A 14,515-nucleotide genomic window follows, 5' to 3' on the forward strand; every position below is an offset into this window, starting at 1 on the left:
CATCGTCCAACCTGCCTTTTGTGTTTCTGGGCTATGAATTTTCGACTTGGAAGGAGATATCCGTCGGATAAGGCCAAGCGGAAGTTCAAGGAGCGCGTGAAGGAGATTACGCGTCGCAACCAAACCATTAATGTGGAGAAGCTGATAAAGAAAAAGTTGAACCCGTATGTGCGAGGGTGGGGCAACTATTTCACGCAGGGAAACGGCATAGCGTTCTTTAGGGAGATGGATGGTTGGATACGCCGTAGACTACGAGCGGTACAACTGCGAAGTTGGAGGAAAATTCGAAAGTTACACCGAGAACTCAGGCGAAGAAAATACAATGGCGAGCTCCCCCGACTTAGAATGACAGCTTGGAGAAGTTCGCTATGTATGCCTGTCCATGTCGCTTTGCCTAACTTGTGGTTTGAAGAAGCTGGTCTGTGCACACTTGTAAAGCTTTACAATGAAAAACGTCCCCAGAGGGGATAGCACCGGAGGAACCGGATGCGATGACCCGCACGTCCGGCTCTGTGAGAGGCCCATGCAATTGCGCATGGGCCTACTCGATTTGCAAGGAAACGGGGTCAAGTTCTTGTCATTTATGACATCAAGTTCTTGACAACTTATAGGCTCAATTAATAGAAGCTCCTGATCTGGTTTGCTATTGGCTTGATAAGTCAATGGCAAGCACTTTTTTTGTACTTCCGGCCCAAATGCAGTATGTTTGGATCATCATACAACTCATGCATAAATATGCATTCGGATCTTGGCGGATATTCTCATCAATTATGAAAATTAGCACGTTCTCGGGCTTACTAGGCAAATGTCTTTCTCATTAATTGTGAAACGCTCCTTGATAAATCAACGATTATTGCCATAGTTTTCTCAACAATTATGACACCACACACGGGGGCTTTTTTTATGTTGTCAAAATTAGTGAGAAAATTTCTAAATTTTATTGAGAGCTACGAGGCTTGATGAAATTGGTCGATTGGCACGCGCTCGGACTGACGATTATCGGCGAGGTCTATAAAGGAGACGAGCTTCTGAACGCGATCATGGAACATTCGCCGGACATCGTCATTTCCGATATAGCGGACGCGGAGTAGGATAGGAGAAGCAAGAAGAAATGAATCAGCGCCTGAAAGTAAAAAATAAAGCTCGTCCCCTAAGGGAGCAAGCTATCAAAAAGTTGATTTTTGTTCGATATAATATATGAAACCCGCATTCATCCTATCGTCGGGCTAAATTGAAACTGGGGGAAAAAAGAAAATGAAAATGAAAACGAGTCACCTTTCCGTCAAAACCCGACTTCTGCTGATGCTTATTGTTCCATTGCTCTTATTTGCGGGGACCGCCATCTATTTGCTCCGGTTGAACACCGCGAACATCAACGATTTGTCCGACGCGCTCTACGGAACAGGTAACCAGTCTTCGACCTTGGTGCTGAATGCGGACCGGGATATGTATCAGGCGTTGACGGACTATCTTGTGGTGCAATCCAATTCCTTCGATCAGCAAGAGAAAGATGCCGCTTACAAAGACTTTAAGGACAACGTGACTCAAGTAAACAGCCGCCTCAAGAAGGCGATCGAAATTGTCCGTGCGCATGGGCTGGAACATACGGCCCATCCGGAAAGCGGCAAAACGTTATCCCAAATCGCCGTTGACGTACAGAAAGATTTTAACGCGTGGGTTGGGCAGTCAGATAACAATATCCGGAATAAACAAAGCGCTTCCAACGGAGAAGCCAAGCTGCTGGCCACCTTTGAGGAAGCCCGGGAAAACGTGAATCAATTCGGCGAAATTATCGAGGAATACGGGAAACAAGTCATCGACGAAACGAACGCCAAGAATTCGAGAACGAACATGGTAACATACTCCTTTCTGATCGCCGAATGGATCATCCTGCTTCTTGCGGGCGCGCTACTTATCCGTCAAATCAGCCGCACCGTTCATAACGTCATGAATAAAGCCCAACGGGTGTCCGAAGGTTACCTCGACATGCCGCAGCAAAGCGTTTATGCCAAAGACGAGCTCGGCCGCATTCAACAGTCCGTCGACACCATGATTACGAGAATAAGGGAGCTGGTCGGCAGCATTGCCAACAATACCTGTTCCGTGGCCGCGGCGTCGGAGGAGCTCGACGCAAGCGCGAAGGAATCGTCTTCGGCCGCCTCGCAAGTTGCGCTCAACATTCAGGAAGTGACTTCTCTCGTCGACGTTCAATTGAACATAACGACAGAGACGAGCAAAGCGATGGAAGAAATGGCCGTCGGCGTACAACGGATCGCGGAAAGCACCGCCGCCATCGCCGACCATGCGGCGGAAACGAACGGCCAGGCCGACCGCGGCTTCGAGCTTCTCTCCAAATTGAAAGAGCAAATGGAAGAGATGGCCCAATCGATCGCGAATATGAACCGAAGCGTAGCCATCTTGAATGAAAAGTCCGAACGAATCGGCGCCATTACGGAGAACATAACCGGCTTCGCTAATCAAACAGGGATCTTGTCGCTGAACGCCTCCATCGAAGCGGCAAGAGCGGGGGAGCATGGCCGCGGCTTCGCCGTAGTCGCTCAAGAGATTCGCAAGCTGGCGGCAAACTCTCTCGAATCGGTCAACATCATTAACAACCTGATTTTGGAGACTAGAGACGAAATCGGCAACGCTTCCCGTTACATGCATTCGACGGTGGCTCAAGCCGAAAGAGGGACCTCGGTTATGGAAGAAGTTTCGGGCGGCTTTCTCGCCATCGTCGCTTCCATTAAACAGGTAGCCGCCCAGATCCACGACGCATCGGCGGTTACCCAGCAGATGTCGGCCAGCTCCGAGGAGGTGTCCGCCAGCATGGAGGAATCGACCTCGTCGGTGCGCGAAGTGGCAAGCAAAGCCGAAAGCGTCGCCGCGGTAACGGAAGAGCAGCTTGCTCTCGTGGAGAACATCGCGCATTCGGCGGAGCAGTTGAACGGTATCGTCCGCAACTTGAACACGGCCGTCAGTTACTTCAAGCTTTGATCGATTGCGTGCCATACATCGGTCGTCGATTAGAGCATATCGTTAAGAAGTTCAGGCCATCACCGGATGCGACGACCCGCACGTCCTGCTCTATGCGAGGCCCATGCAAAGACGCATGGGCCTATTCTATTTGCCCTTGGCATAGCATGTAATGGATTGCAAAATGGTGATCGCCCATTTTTTTCATAGTATATCCATTGCTTTTCGTTCATTTTGGGGCCTATTAAATTCAGTTCATCTCCTGTAGAGTAGAGAACTGATATTTCTTCAGGCGGCATATACCGTTCATGATTGGACTGCCCTGTTGTATTGTTATTTATGCGCGCTTATACGAATATTTATACTAGATTAGAATTATGCTAAATCAAGAAGGGAAGGGTGAACTGTCTTATGGTAACAGTAAATATTAAGTTTGATCGGTTTCCGGGCGGGCTGCACAAGGCGGCGACGTTCAGCTTTGACGATGGACGGGATCACGACCGCCGGCTTGTCGCGACGATGAATCAGTACGGATTGAAAGGGACATTCCACCTGAATTCAGGCCTCCTCGGCCGTGACGGGTACATCCGCGCGGAAGAGGTTGCTGAACTGTACAAGGGCCATGAGGTATCGACTCATACCGTCGATCATCCTTTTCTGGAGCAGTCGCCCGACGATCAGATCGTCCATGAAATCATGACGGACCGCGAGGCGCTGGAAGGGCTTGTCGGCTATCCCGTACGCGGAATGAGCTATCCGTTCGGCACGTACGACGATCGGCTCGTGGCGATGCTGCCTGCGCTCGGCATAGAGTATGCCCGCACGGTGTTAAGCCATAGCGGCTTCGATATGCCTGCCGATCCGCTCCGATGGCATCCGACCTGCCACCATAAGGGAATGGTCGATGCCGCCGAACGTTTCCTGCAATCGCAGCCTTATCGTAACCGGATGCAATTATTGTTTGTATGGGGGCACAGCTACGAATTTGAGAACGACGGCAATTGGGACCTGATGGATCGGATCGGCGATTTGCTTCACGGCCATGAATCCGTCTGGCACGCTACGATGGCCGAATTGATCGCGTATCGCAGAGCGCTTGGGGCGATGCGCTTTTCCGTAGACCGTAGGCTGGTGCACAATCCTTCTGCGATCGACGTGTGGTTCAGCGCGAATGACGAAAAGGTGAAGATTAGCCGGGGGGAAACGATTAGACTACCATCAACAGAATAGTAAATAGCTTGTACCGGACGATTGCCGCATTTGCGTCGCCATGAAAAAGCCTTGAATCTCAAGCTGGTTGATAGCCTGAAGCGCCATTCCCGTCTCGGTTATATGAATGTTTACGACTCTCTCATCGCTCGCTGAACGTTATAACTGGTGGGTTAGGCGGATCTTCGTTCGTATTTCTGTAGAGAGAAGTCATTTCCGTGTTATTATTAATCTATGAATATGCCAATTTTAGCTACCAAGCTATATATCCCCCTGCCACGGACTAAAGTCGTCCCAAGGCCGCGCCTGATCGAGCGGCTTAACGAGGGTCTGGACCGCAAGCTGACCCTCGTCTCCGCCTCCGCCGGATTCGGGAAGACTACGCTGGTCAGCGAATGGGTCGCCGGTTGCGATCGGCCTGTCGCATGGCTGTCGCTGGACGAAGGGGATGACGACTCTTTACGGTTCCTTACTCATCTTGTCGCCGCTGTGCAGACGATTGCTGAGACTATTGGAGAAAGCGTGATTGGCGCGCTCAAATCCCCGCAGCCGCCGTCAACCGAATCCGTTCTGACGATTCTGCTGAATGAAATTTCAGCCCTTCCGCACAAATTCGTCCTTGTCCTTGACGATTACCATGTTATTGGCGCCAAACAGATCGACGATGCCCTAATCTACCTGCTCGAGCATCTCCCGCCGCAGATGCACCTGGTCATCGCCACGCGCGAAAATCCGCAGCTCCCTCTAGGCCGGATACGCGCCCGGGGCTATTTGACCGAGCTGCGTGCCGCCGACCTGCGATTTACTCCCGGCGAAGCGGCAACGTTCCTTCAGCAGGCGATGGGTCTGGATCTCTCGGCCGACGAACTTGCTGCGCTGGAGGCCCGTACCGAAGGATGGATTGCCGGGCTCCAGCTAGCGGCTCTCTCGATGCAGGGGCGCGAGGACATTCCCGCGTTCATTCGAGCATTCGCCGGAGACAATCGGTACGTTGTGGATTATCTGGTCGAAGAGGTCCTGCAGCGTCAACCCGACCACATCCGGAGCTTTTTGCTTCAGACCTCTATTCTCGATCGGCTGCATGGCCCGCTGTGCGATGCCGTCACCGGCCAAGAGGATGGTAACGCGCGGTTGGATGCCCTGGAGCAAGGCAACTTCTTTGTCGTTCCACTGGATGACAGGCGTCACTGGTATCGCTATCATCACCTCTTTGCCGAGGTTCTATCTGCACATTTGAGAGAGGATCAGCCCGATCAGATAGCTACGCTGCATCGGCGCGCGAGCATATGGTACGAGCAGCATGGCTCGGCGGCCGATGCGATCCGCCACGCGCTGGCCTCCGAGGATCTCGCGCGAGCGGCGGACCTGGTCGAAATAGCATGTCCAGCCATGCGCATGAGCAGACAGGAGGCTGCGGTGCTCAGCTGGCTGAAGGCGCTCCCCGACGAGATCGTCCGCAGCAGGCCTATGCTCAGCGCTGGGTATGCTTGGGCGTTATTGGCTTGCGGCGAGTTTGAAGCCGCACTCGACCGACTGCAAGATGCCGAACGGTGGTTGAGTTCGACAGAAGACATTCGTGAGCGACCGGAAACCCCATCGGCTGAGAGGGTCGTCGTGGACGAAGAGGAATTTCGCCGTCTCCCGGGTTCGATCTCCTTGTACCGAGCCGCATATGCCCAAGCGCTGGGCGATGTATCCGCAACGATGAAATACGCCCGGCGGGTGCTCGACCTCGTACCTGAGGACGACCATCTCCTGCGGGGATCGGCAGCTGCGCTCCTGGGACTCGCATCCTGGACGAGCGGGGATCTCGAGGCAGCGCACCGGTCGTTTACCGATGGCATGGCTAATGTGCAGTTGGCCGGGAACATCTCCGACGCAATCGGTGGCGCAATCGCTCCGGCCGATATACGGATCGCGCAAGGTCGACTCCGCCAGGCGATGCGTACCTATGAGCGGGGATTGCAGCTTGCGAAGGAGCAGGGCGATCCTGCCTTGCGGGGAACGGCAGACATGTACGTGGGAATGAGTCAGATCTACCGTGAGCATGACGATCTGCAGGCCGCCACGCAGCACCTGCTGAGAAGCAAGGAACAGGGCGAGCACGCCGGGTTCCCGCAGAACCGGTATCGCTGGCGCGTCGCAATGGCTCGAATACGGGAAGCCCAAGATGATCTGGACGGTGCGCTAGACCTGCTCCACGAGGCAGAGCGACTGTATGTCAGCGACTTTTTCCCGAATGTTCGTCCAGTAGCCGCGATGAAGACGCGGGTGTGGATCGCGCAGGGTAGGTTGGGCGAAGCCCTCGACTGGGCACGGGAGCATGGCTTATCCGCCCGGGACGACCTTATCTACCTGCGCGAATTCGAACACATTACCCTGGCCAGGGTCCTCCTTGCCGGTAATAAGAGCGACCGTTCAGATCGCTCCATGCTAGAGGCTACGGGACTCCTGGAGCGCCTTCTCCAAGCAGCTGAAGTAGGCGAGAGGACAGGAAGCGCGATTGAAATCCTGGTCTTGCAGGCACTTGCTCGCCATATGCAAGGCGACATCCCTGCTGCGCTCGTACCGCTGGAACGCGCCCTAACCTTGGCTGAACCGGAGGGCTACGTCCGCATCTTCGTGGACGAAGGCCGACCCATGGCGGCCCTGCTGGAAGCGGCGTTGAAACAGGGGATCGCCGTAAATTATGTCCGTCGCCTCTTGCCAGCCTTTGGCAAGGCCGAGGGCAGAACGCTTGCCAAGCAGGTTGTGAGCGATCCGCTAAGCGAACGCGAACGCGACGTGCTTCGGCAGCTCGGATCCGACTTGAGCGGCCCGGACATTGCCCGCGAGTTCAGGGTGTCCTTGAACACCCTGCGAACCCATACCAAGAACATTTACGACAAACTTGAGGTGAACAGCCGTCGGGCAGCGGTCCGACGGGCTAAGGAACTCGACTTGTTCTAGCGAACCCCCAAATATCAACTGTTCGAGGTTATAATGGGGGGCTATGTAAAACGCTCGTGTTGGTGGCGTTGGAACCGCTAATATCTAATCTGCAACTATTTGGAGGTATAATTTCATGCAAAAGGCAATCGTTGTTCATTATTTTAACGATAAAAAAAATAACTTAATTGAATTAAATCAACTTTTGCAAGAGGGTTGGAAAGTTGTAAGCCAAAGTGCTATGTCTGGTGGTGAGGCTGGCGGTATCGTTTATTCACTTGTTATATTAGAGAAAAATTAGGACACAAGACTTCGAGATTTGAGCCGCTTAGTTATACGGTCTAGAGCCATGCTTAGTGATTCTATTTTGGGATCAAGTTTCTCCCGACATAAGGTTGCCACTACGGTCTTTTATGATCGAAAGCGGCAACCTTTATTTATTTGGATCTTAGTGCATGTGCCGGGGCTTTTTCTTATTCCTGCACAGCCTCTAAATTGTCAACTCACAATATCAATCACCATATGTGGTGATGCCGTCTCACCACATGAAAGTGTATCTTCTAATCAAGAAAGGAACGACGTGTGGAGATACATCCATAGGAGGAACATGAAGGAGATGCAGAATGAGTCAATCAAACAAATCAACGGAGGACCGTCACGAGACGGGACTGTACAAAATTCGCATCAAGGGACACCTTGATGCCCGGTGGGTCGATCGGTTTGAGGGTCTAAGCTTCACCCACGAAAGCGACGGAACAACCATCCTCTCTGGCCCGGTGGTCGATCAGGCCGCATTACATGGCTTGCTGAGGAGAGTGCGTGATCTCGGCTTGCCGTTGGTCTCGGTCATTCAGGTTCATTCCAAACATTCGAAAAAGGAGAGAAACACATGAATTCCAATCGACAGATAACGACCTCGAGCCTCATCCGTTGGGCAGGTCTCTCAGCTATGGTGGGAGGGATATTTTACGTGGTTGTCGGGATGTTCCATCAACCTAATGTTCTTTCGTCAGTCACCACCACCCAATGGGCAATCGTCCACAGCTTGGCCACCGCCATGTGCTTCTTCTTCCTGCTCGGAATTACGGGGCTCTATGCCAGGCAAGTGGATAAGGTTGGATGGCTTGGTCTGGCCGGCTTTGTCCTGCTTAGCTTCTGGGCGGTGATCACAGCGACCTTTACCTTCGCCGAAGTCTCTATCTTGCCGCTGTTGGCGACCGAGGCGCCGATGCTTGCGGAGGGCTTCATAGGGATCTTCACCAGCTCCGCCGGCGAGACGAACTTCGGAGTCCTCGCAAATATATGGACGCTAACAGGGCCCCTGTATATCCTCGGCGGCCTGTTGTTTGGCATCGCGACATTCCGTGCCGGCATCCTGCCGCGCTGGGCGGCCGTTCTGCTTGCCGTCGGGACCGTGTTGGCCCCCGTGGCTGCACTGCTACCGCCCGAGCACGAGCCGAAAATTGCGGTGCCGGTGGGGGGAGCTTTGGCCTGGCTGGGCTATGCGCTCTGGGCGGAACGGCGCAAGCAAGCCTCGTAATCACAAGCGAACGGGCCGGATGTCAACGAAATCTATCCAAGGAGCTGAAAATGAAAGTGAATGTCTACGATGATGGTCGAGCCCACGATGAGCTTCGACTCAACAAGGCAGGGAAACCGACGTCTCGGAAGCCCAAAGCGCCTGCAAACGCAGGTTCGACAAAGAGGCTCGTCGCCGCACTGCTCTTGCTGAGCGTCGTTCCACTCGTCTTCGGCGCCTTCCGCCTAATCGAGCTGGCCGGCGGCGCGGAAATCATGCCGGCCGATGCACGGTTCTCTACGTCGCCCCTGCCTGTGGTGCTGCATATCCTGTGCGCTGCTGTATTTGCCATCCTGGGCCCGTTTCAATTCGCAACCGGTTTCCGGCGGCGCAGGCCCGGCTGGCACCGTGCGGCCGGGCGGTTCCTGGTTATATGCGGACTGTTGGTTGGGCTCTCAGCGCTGTGGATGACCCTGTTCTATCCCCTCAAGGATGGCACCGGCGAGTTGCTTTATGCATTGCGGCTCCTGTTTGGGTCGGCCATGGTCGTGTCCATCGTCCTCGGTTTTACCGCGATCCGGCAAGGGGACGTGATCATGCACCGCGCATGGATGATGCGCGGCTACGCGATCGGGCTTGGCGCGGGCACGCAGGTGCTGACCGGTATGGTCGGGACATTGATCGCCGGCCCGCCGAGTGTGATCGGCGGAGACTTACTTAATGGCGCAGCCTGGGTGATCAACCTCGCGGTGGCCGAATGGGCCATCCGTAAGCAGCCGCCCCCTTACAAACAGCAATCAGGCTCACTAAGTTGAGATAATGTCAAACAATCAAATTTTCAACTCAATATTACGGTTCCCCCAATGTTCTGGCTTCCTGCTCGTATCGCTTTAGAACTCGCCGGCGAAGTCGAAGCAGTCGGCAAAGCTGTAACGCGGTTCAAGGCGGGCGACCCGATTTTTGCATCGACCTTCAGCCCGGGAATGGTGAAATCCCTGGAAGCCGATAAGGCCATAGACTACACGCAAGAGCAGTCCCACGCAAAGAAGATCTCGCTTTTCTCAAGGAGCTTGCCGAGACGGGCCGGCTGAAACCGGTTATTGACCGCTACTATCCGCTGGAGCAAATGGTCGAGGCTCACCGATATGTGGATCAAGGCCATAAAAAAGGAAATGTAGTTATAACTCTGAAGTGAGTTCAAATGAAGCATGAATAAGTATTTAGTCGATTAAAAAACGCTGTCATCTCCCCTGCAGAAGGGGATGATGACAGCGTTTTTTATTTTTGGTTCGGCTACTTGGCCGTAAGAGAGGCGTGGGCGGGGGACGAGGAAGACAGCCTTTCGATAAACCGGGTGTCCACCATGATTTTGTGTTTGGCGGCTGGTTCCGATTCGATGGATTGGATCAGCAGGTCCACGGCCAGCTGGGCCATCCGTTCTTTCTCCACGTGTACGGTCGTAAGCTCGGGAGATACGATCACGGATTCGGATATGTTGTCGAACCCGACGACCGAGACGTCGTCCGGCACGCGGAAGCCCAGCTCCGTCAGCGTCTTGATCGCGCTGATGGCGATATAATCGCATTCGCAGTAATAAGCCGTCGGCAACGGACGTCCGGTTTGGAGATACGCGGTCAATTGGCTCTTTAGACTTTCCTGCGAAGACAGGATTGTCGGTGCAATGGAGAATTCGTTCCCTTCCTCGATCTCAAGACCGTGCTCCCGAAGGGCGGCGATGAAGCCTTGCTTGCGATCGTCAAAGTTCCGCATCCGGATGTTGGAGGCGATATAACCAATGTTCTTGTGACCCAATTCGCACAGATGGGATCCTGCTTGATAGGCGCCCATGACGTTGTTAATCTGCACGAAATGGACGGGGAGCGTTTCGAAGCAAGTATCCAATACGACGAGAGGAGTCGACAGCCGTGCCAAGATCTCTTCGATGTGTTGTTTATCGAGATTGGTTCCGAGAAGGATGATGCCGTCGCCTTGCTTTTCTTCCGCCAGATTTCGGATGTCCCGTTCGAAGGAGCCCATATCCACCGAGGAGAACAGCAGCGAGTAACCGCTCATGCGGCTCCTGACTTCGATATGATGAATCAATTCTCGAAAAAAAGGCTGTTGGTAATATTGCTCCAGCACGATGCCTGAATTGGCGAACACGAGAAAGGTAATCGACCTAGCGGGCGAATCCTGATCTTCTTCTCGGTTTTTAGGCGCGTAGCCGTGTTCTTGCGCGATCTTGAGAATCCGTTCCCGAGTCTCGGTGCCGATTCCCGGTTTACCGTTGATGGCTATCGAGACAGCCGATTTGGATACTCCCGCGAGTTTAGCGATCTCATCCATTGTCATGGCGGCATTGTTCTCCGTTCTTATTCCATCCGTTTAGTAAGTTTAGTTTACATGGCGAACTTAGAAGATGCAAGAGAAGATCGATTAGTTTAGTTAAAGTTTAGTTTTAAAGATAAATTGTAAAGCTATAATTTAGTAAAATCATTGACTATTAATCGTTTTAAGTGATAAATTGAGTCTGAAATCAGTAATATTCGCTCAACATTATTGACTAGTTTAGTTGTTGTTTATCAAAGGAACTTCATTGTCACCACCCATTCCGTAAACCGAGGAGTAGACGATGTCATGAAAAAATTCAAGTTAGGTTATGCCCCTACGCGACGTTTCGTGTTTAGCGCGGAAGACGCTTTCCGTTACAAGGTTCTGATCAAGGAAAAGATCGAAAGCTTTGGCATGGACATCGATATCGTCGATCTGGAAGGCCTCAACCAAGAGGGGCTGCTGTACGACGATCATATCAACGCGGACCTCATTGCCGACCGTTTCCGACAGGAGAACGTTGACGCCGTCTTTTTCCCTCACTGCAATTTCGGAACGGAGGATACCGTTGCCCGCGTCGGCAAGGCGCTAGGCAAGCCCGTCCTGCTCTGGGGACCGCGCGACGAAGCGCCGTTGGAGGACGGCATGCGGCTGCGCGACACGCAATGCGGACTTTTCGCGACGGGCAAGGTGCTGCGCCGCTTCAACGTCCCGTTCACTTACGTTACGAACAGCCGGGTGGACGATCCGGTGTTCGAGCGCGGGTTCACGAACTTCGTCGCGGCGGCTAACGTTGTGAAACGATTCCGCAGCCTGAGGATCCTTCAGATCGGACCCCGCCCATCGTCGTTCTGGACGATGATGTGCAACGAAGGCGAGCTATTGGAAAGGTTCGGCATCGAGCTCTATCCGATTACGCTCATCGATATCCGGAACGCCGCCAAACGGATCGAGAACGGCAACGGCTCCGAGCTGGCGGAAGCGGTCGACTATATTAAAGCGAAATTAGACTGGTCGGAGGTGACGGAAGCGGATGTCAAGCGCATCGCCGCCTTGAAGGTCGCGATGAAGCAAAATGCGCTGCAGACAGGAAGCACGGCGATCGCGATTCAATGCTGGTCCGCGCTGCAGGACGCGATGGGTATCATGCCGTGCCTCGCGAACGCGATCCTGACCGACGAGCAAATTCCGGTTACCTGCGAGACGGACATTCATGGCGCCATCACTTCAGTCATGGTTCAGGCTGCGACCCTGAACGCGCATCCGACCTTTTTCGCGGATCTGACGATCCGTCATCCGGAGAATGCCAACGGCGAGCTGCTGTTCCACTGCGGCAACTTCCCCGTATCCCTTTCCGTGGAGGACAAACCGAAGCTGCGCAAGCATTTTCTGTTCGACGACCATGCGCCGGGAACGCACGAAGGGGAGATCAAAGGCGGCGGCATGACGCTAGCCCGCTTCGACGGCGATCATGGCGAGTATCAACTGTTCTTGGGCAAAGCCCGCGGCATCCAAGGCCCTTATACGCGCGGCTCCTATGTCTGGGTTGAAGTCAACGATTGGCCACTCTGGGAAGAAAAACTGGTCAAAGGACCTTACGTTCATCACTCGGTCGGCATTCATGCGAACGTCATTCCAGCCTTATACGAAGCGTGCAATTATATTCCCGGCCTTACGCCGGACCCGGTCGATCCGACGGAACGAGAGATTCAAGCCTGGCTACGAGGCGCCAGCCTATGACAGGAAGGGTGATTAGCACGGAGACGACAGCATTAAAGACGAAAGCGGCACAGATCCGTATGGATTTGCTGCAAATGATTTACGACGCCAAGACCGGACATACCGGCGGATCCTTGAGCAACACCGACATATTGACGGCTTTATATTATCGCGTCATGAAGATCGATCCGGCCAACCCGAAATGGGGAGATCGCGACCGTTTTATCGCCAGCAAAGGACATTCGGTCGAATCGTTATGGTGCATTCTCGCCGACCTCGGGTTTTTCCCGAAGGAAGAATTGAAGACGTTCAGCCAATTCGGCACCCGGCTCATCGGTCACCCGAACAACAAAGTGCCGGGAATCGAGATGAACACCGGCGCTCTCGGCCACGGGCTTGCGATTTCCGTCGGCATGGCTCTTGCGGCCAAGAAGGACGGCCGAAGCTATCGCGTGTTCTGCCTGATGGGAGACGGCGAACAGGCGGAAGGCTCGGTATGGGAAGCGGCCATGGCCGGGGCGCATTATAAACTAGACAACCTGATCGGCATCATCGACCGGAACCGGCTGCAGATCAGCGGCTCGACCGAGGATGTCATGGGGCTGGATCCGCTCGACGAGAAATGGGCGGCGTTCGGCTGGCACGTCGTCATCTTAGACGGCAACGACATCGAGGCGCTCGTCGAGGCATTCGAAGCGGTGCCGGTCGCAGAGGGCAAGCCTACGCTGATCATGGCGAATACGGTGAAGGGCAAAGGCGTCTCCTTCGCGGAGAATGTGCCCGCATGGCACCACCATGTGCCGAACGACGAGCAGTTGGCGCTCGCGCTGGCCGAGTTGTCCGCGGTACTCGAAAGCCATCAACGGCAGGAAGGGCAGGTGCGATAAGCATGGCGAATACGATTCCGAACAGACAGGTCCTATGCGAGACTCTCCTGGAGCTCTCGAAGGAAGATCGCGACATCATGGTGCTCGCGAGCGATTCCCGCGGTTCCGCGGCGATGGCGCCGTTCGCGAAGGCGTACCCGGAGCGATTCGTGGAGGTCGGCATCGCCGAGCAGAATATCGTCGGTATCTCGGCAGGGCTTGCCCATAGCGGGAAAAAGCCGTTCGTGACGTCTCCCGCCTGCTTCCTCAGCATGCGAAGCATCGAGCAGATTAAAGTCGACGTCGCGTATTCGGGAACGAACGTGAAGCTGATCGGCATCAGCGGCGGCGTCAGCTACGGCGCGCTCGGCATGTCGCACCATTCCGTGCAGGACATCGCGGTAGCGCGGGCGATTCCGGGGTTGGCCGTCATCCTGCCGGCCGATCGGCACGAGACGAAGAGGATGACGGAGGCTCTCGTTAACCATGAGGGCGGCGTCTACGTGCGAATCGGACGCAACCCGGTCGAAGACGTGTACGATTCGGACGACAACTACGAATTCGTCATCGGTAAAGCGGTGACGTTACGCTTAGGGACGGATGTGACGATCATCGCCGCGGGCGAGACGGTGCGGGTCGCGTTGGACGCGGAAGCCGCTCTACGCGAAGTAGGCATCTCGGCGCGGGTGCTCAACATGCACACGATCAAGCCGCTCGACGAGGAAGCGATTCTTCGGGCAGCGCGGGAGACGGGGAAAATTATTACCGTCGAGGAGCATAGCGTTCACGGCGGACTCGGCGCCGCCGTAGCGGAAGTCGTCGTCCAGCATCATCCGGTGCCCGTACGCATTCTAGGAATCCCCGACGAGCCGGCGATCGCGGGCAAGTCGTCGGAAGTGTTCGCGCATTACGGCATCTCGGCGGCTAACATCAAGAGGATCGCGCGCGAGATGTTGGGTCGATAGGG

At 54.4% G+C, this 14,515-nt stretch carries 14 protein-coding genes and 1 pseudogene; 14 read left to right on the plus strand and 1 reads right to left on the minus strand.

Translation table 11 applies throughout. The features are described from left to right. Positions 1–33: 33 nt before the first annotated feature. From ACFPPD_RS01110 to ACFPPD_RS01160, 11 genes and pseudogenes are all read left to right on the plus strand, one after another. Complete coding sequence (locus tag ACFPPD_RS01110) at positions 34–471, plus strand: group II intron maturase-specific domain-containing protein (RefSeq protein ID WP_378081050.1); 438 nt, start codon at positions 34–36, stop codon at positions 469–471. A 485-nt stretch (positions 472–956) separates the two neighbouring features. Then, positions 957–1,091 (plus strand): response regulator, encoded by a 135-nt coding sequence (locus ACFPPD_RS01115; protein WP_378081052.1) that lies wholly within the window; start codon positions 957–959, stop codon positions 1,089–1,091. A gap of 163 nt (positions 1,092–1,254) precedes the next feature. Next, on the plus strand, positions 1,255–2,997 hold the full coding sequence (locus ACFPPD_RS01120; protein ID WP_209749269.1) for a methyl-accepting chemotaxis protein: 1,743 nt from the start codon (positions 1,255–1,257) through the stop codon (positions 2,995–2,997). Between the two features lie 390 nt (positions 2,998–3,387). After that, entirely contained in the window at positions 3,388–4,206 is an 819-nt protein-coding gene (locus ACFPPD_RS01125) for a polysaccharide deacetylase family protein (RefSeq protein WP_209749268.1), read from the plus strand. A gap of 213 nt (positions 4,207–4,419) precedes the next feature. Next, positions 4,420–7,134, plus strand: coding sequence for a winged helix-turn-helix domain-containing protein (locus tag ACFPPD_RS01130; RefSeq protein ID WP_209749267.1), 2,715 nt, complete (start codon positions 4,420–4,422; stop codon positions 7,132–7,134). Positions 7,135–7,249: 115 nt separating this feature from the next. After that, the gene (locus ACFPPD_RS01135; RefSeq protein WP_209749266.1) at positions 7,250–7,414 is read left to right on the plus strand and encodes a hypothetical protein; all 165 of its coding nucleotides are present in this window, start codon (positions 7,250–7,252) and stop codon (positions 7,412–7,414) included. A gap of 322 nt (positions 7,415–7,736) precedes the next feature. After that, positions 7,737–8,006 (plus strand): hypothetical protein, encoded by a 270-nt coding sequence (locus ACFPPD_RS01140; RefSeq protein ID WP_209749265.1) that lies wholly within the window; start codon positions 7,737–7,739, stop codon positions 8,004–8,006. Continuing rightward, the gene (locus ACFPPD_RS01145; protein WP_209749264.1) at positions 8,003–8,653 is read left to right on the plus strand and encodes a hypothetical protein; all 651 of its coding nucleotides are present in this window, start codon (positions 8,003–8,005) and stop codon (positions 8,651–8,653) included. The genes ACFPPD_RS01140 and ACFPPD_RS01145 overlap by 4 nt, the downstream gene beginning before the upstream one ends. Positions 8,654–8,703: 50 nt before the next feature. Further along, positions 8,704–9,447: a DUF2306 domain-containing protein gene (locus ACFPPD_RS01150; protein ID WP_209749263.1), complete on the plus strand. Its 744-nt coding sequence runs from the start codon at positions 8,704–8,706 to the stop codon at positions 9,445–9,447. Positions 9,448–9,495: 48 nt separating this feature from the next. After that, entirely contained in the window at positions 9,496–9,723 is a 228-nt protein-coding gene (locus ACFPPD_RS01155; protein WP_378081056.1) for an alcohol dehydrogenase catalytic domain-containing protein, read from the plus strand. Beyond that, positions 9,675–9,827: pseudogene (locus ACFPPD_RS01160) on the plus strand (zinc-binding dehydrogenase); the annotation flags it as partial. The gene ACFPPD_RS01155 and the pseudogene ACFPPD_RS01160, both read left to right, overlap by 49 nt. Positions 9,828–9,925: 98 nt before the next feature. Here the strand turns inward: ACFPPD_RS01160 and ACFPPD_RS01165 are convergent. Continuing rightward, complete coding sequence (locus ACFPPD_RS01165; RefSeq protein WP_209749262.1) at positions 9,926–10,984, minus strand: LacI family DNA-binding transcriptional regulator; 1,059 nt, start codon at positions 10,982–10,984, stop codon at positions 9,926–9,928. Between the two features lie 285 nt (positions 10,985–11,269). Here ACFPPD_RS01165 and ACFPPD_RS01170 point away from each other — a divergent pair, with 285 nt between their 5' ends. Genes ACFPPD_RS01170 through ACFPPD_RS01180 form a run of 3 tightly spaced genes read left to right on the plus strand, consistent with a single transcriptional unit; the run spans position 11,270 to position 14,513 of the window. Next, on the plus strand, positions 11,270–12,703 hold the full coding sequence (locus ACFPPD_RS01170) for an L-fucose/L-arabinose isomerase family protein (RefSeq protein WP_209749261.1): 1,434 nt from the start codon (positions 11,270–11,272) through the stop codon (positions 12,701–12,703). Continuing rightward, on the plus strand, positions 12,700–13,569 hold the full coding sequence (locus ACFPPD_RS01175) for a transketolase (protein ID WP_209749260.1): 870 nt from the start codon (positions 12,700–12,702) through the stop codon (positions 13,567–13,569). Before ACFPPD_RS01170 ends, ACFPPD_RS01175 begins: the two co-directional genes overlap by 4 nt. Positions 13,570–13,571: 2 nt before the next feature. Next, entirely contained in the window at positions 13,572–14,513 is a 942-nt protein-coding gene (locus tag ACFPPD_RS01180) for a transketolase family protein (protein ID WP_209749259.1), read from the plus strand. Positions 14,514–14,515: the final 2 nt, after the last annotated feature.

Source organism: Cohnella suwonensis (assembly GCF_042655365.1).
Taxonomy (GTDB): Bacteria; Bacillota; Bacilli; order Paenibacillales; family Paenibacillaceae; genus Cohnella; species Cohnella suwonensis.

Bases quoted from the DNA above. Each gene is read 5' to 3' on its own strand.
- ACFPPD_RS01130 (WP_209749267.1), top strand. From the start codon at position 4,420: ATGAATATGCCAATTTTAGCTACCAAGCTATATATCCCCCTGCCACGG.
- ACFPPD_RS01140 (WP_209749265.1), top strand. From the start codon at position 7,737: ATGAGTCAATCAAACAAATCAACGGAGGACCGTCACGAGACGGGACTG.
- ACFPPD_RS01150 (WP_209749263.1), top strand. From the start codon at position 8,704: ATGAAAGTGAATGTCTACGATGATGGTCGAGCCCACGATGAGCTTCGA.
- ACFPPD_RS01110 (WP_378081050.1), top strand. From the start codon at position 34: ATGAATTTTCGACTTGGAAGGAGATATCCGTCGGATAAGGCCAAGCGG.
- ACFPPD_RS01180 (WP_209749259.1), top strand. From the start codon at position 13,572: ATGGCGAATACGATTCCGAACAGACAGGTCCTATGCGAGACTCTCCTG.
- ACFPPD_RS01120 (WP_209749269.1), top strand. From the start codon at position 1,255: ATGAAAATGAAAACGAGTCACCTTTCCGTCAAAACCCGACTTCTGCTG.
- ACFPPD_RS01125 (WP_209749268.1), top strand. From the start codon at position 3,388: ATGGTAACAGTAAATATTAAGTTTGATCGGTTTCCGGGCGGGCTGCAC.
- ACFPPD_RS01175 (WP_209749260.1), top strand. From the start codon at position 12,700: ATGACAGGAAGGGTGATTAGCACGGAGACGACAGCATTAAAGACGAAA.
- ACFPPD_RS01170 (WP_209749261.1), top strand. From the start codon at position 11,270: ATGAAAAAATTCAAGTTAGGTTATGCCCCTACGCGACGTTTCGTGTTT.
- ACFPPD_RS01165 (WP_209749262.1), bottom strand. From the start codon at position 10,984: ATGACAATGGATGAGATCGCTAAACTCGCGGGAGTATCCAAATCGGCT.
- ACFPPD_RS01145 (WP_209749264.1), top strand. From the start codon at position 8,003: ATGAATTCCAATCGACAGATAACGACCTCGAGCCTCATCCGTTGGGCA.
- ACFPPD_RS01135 (WP_209749266.1), top strand. From the start codon at position 7,250: ATGCAAAAGGCAATCGTTGTTCATTATTTTAACGATAAAAAAAATAAC.
- ACFPPD_RS01155 (WP_378081056.1), top strand. From the start codon at position 9,496: ATGTTCTGGCTTCCTGCTCGTATCGCTTTAGAACTCGCCGGCGAAGTC.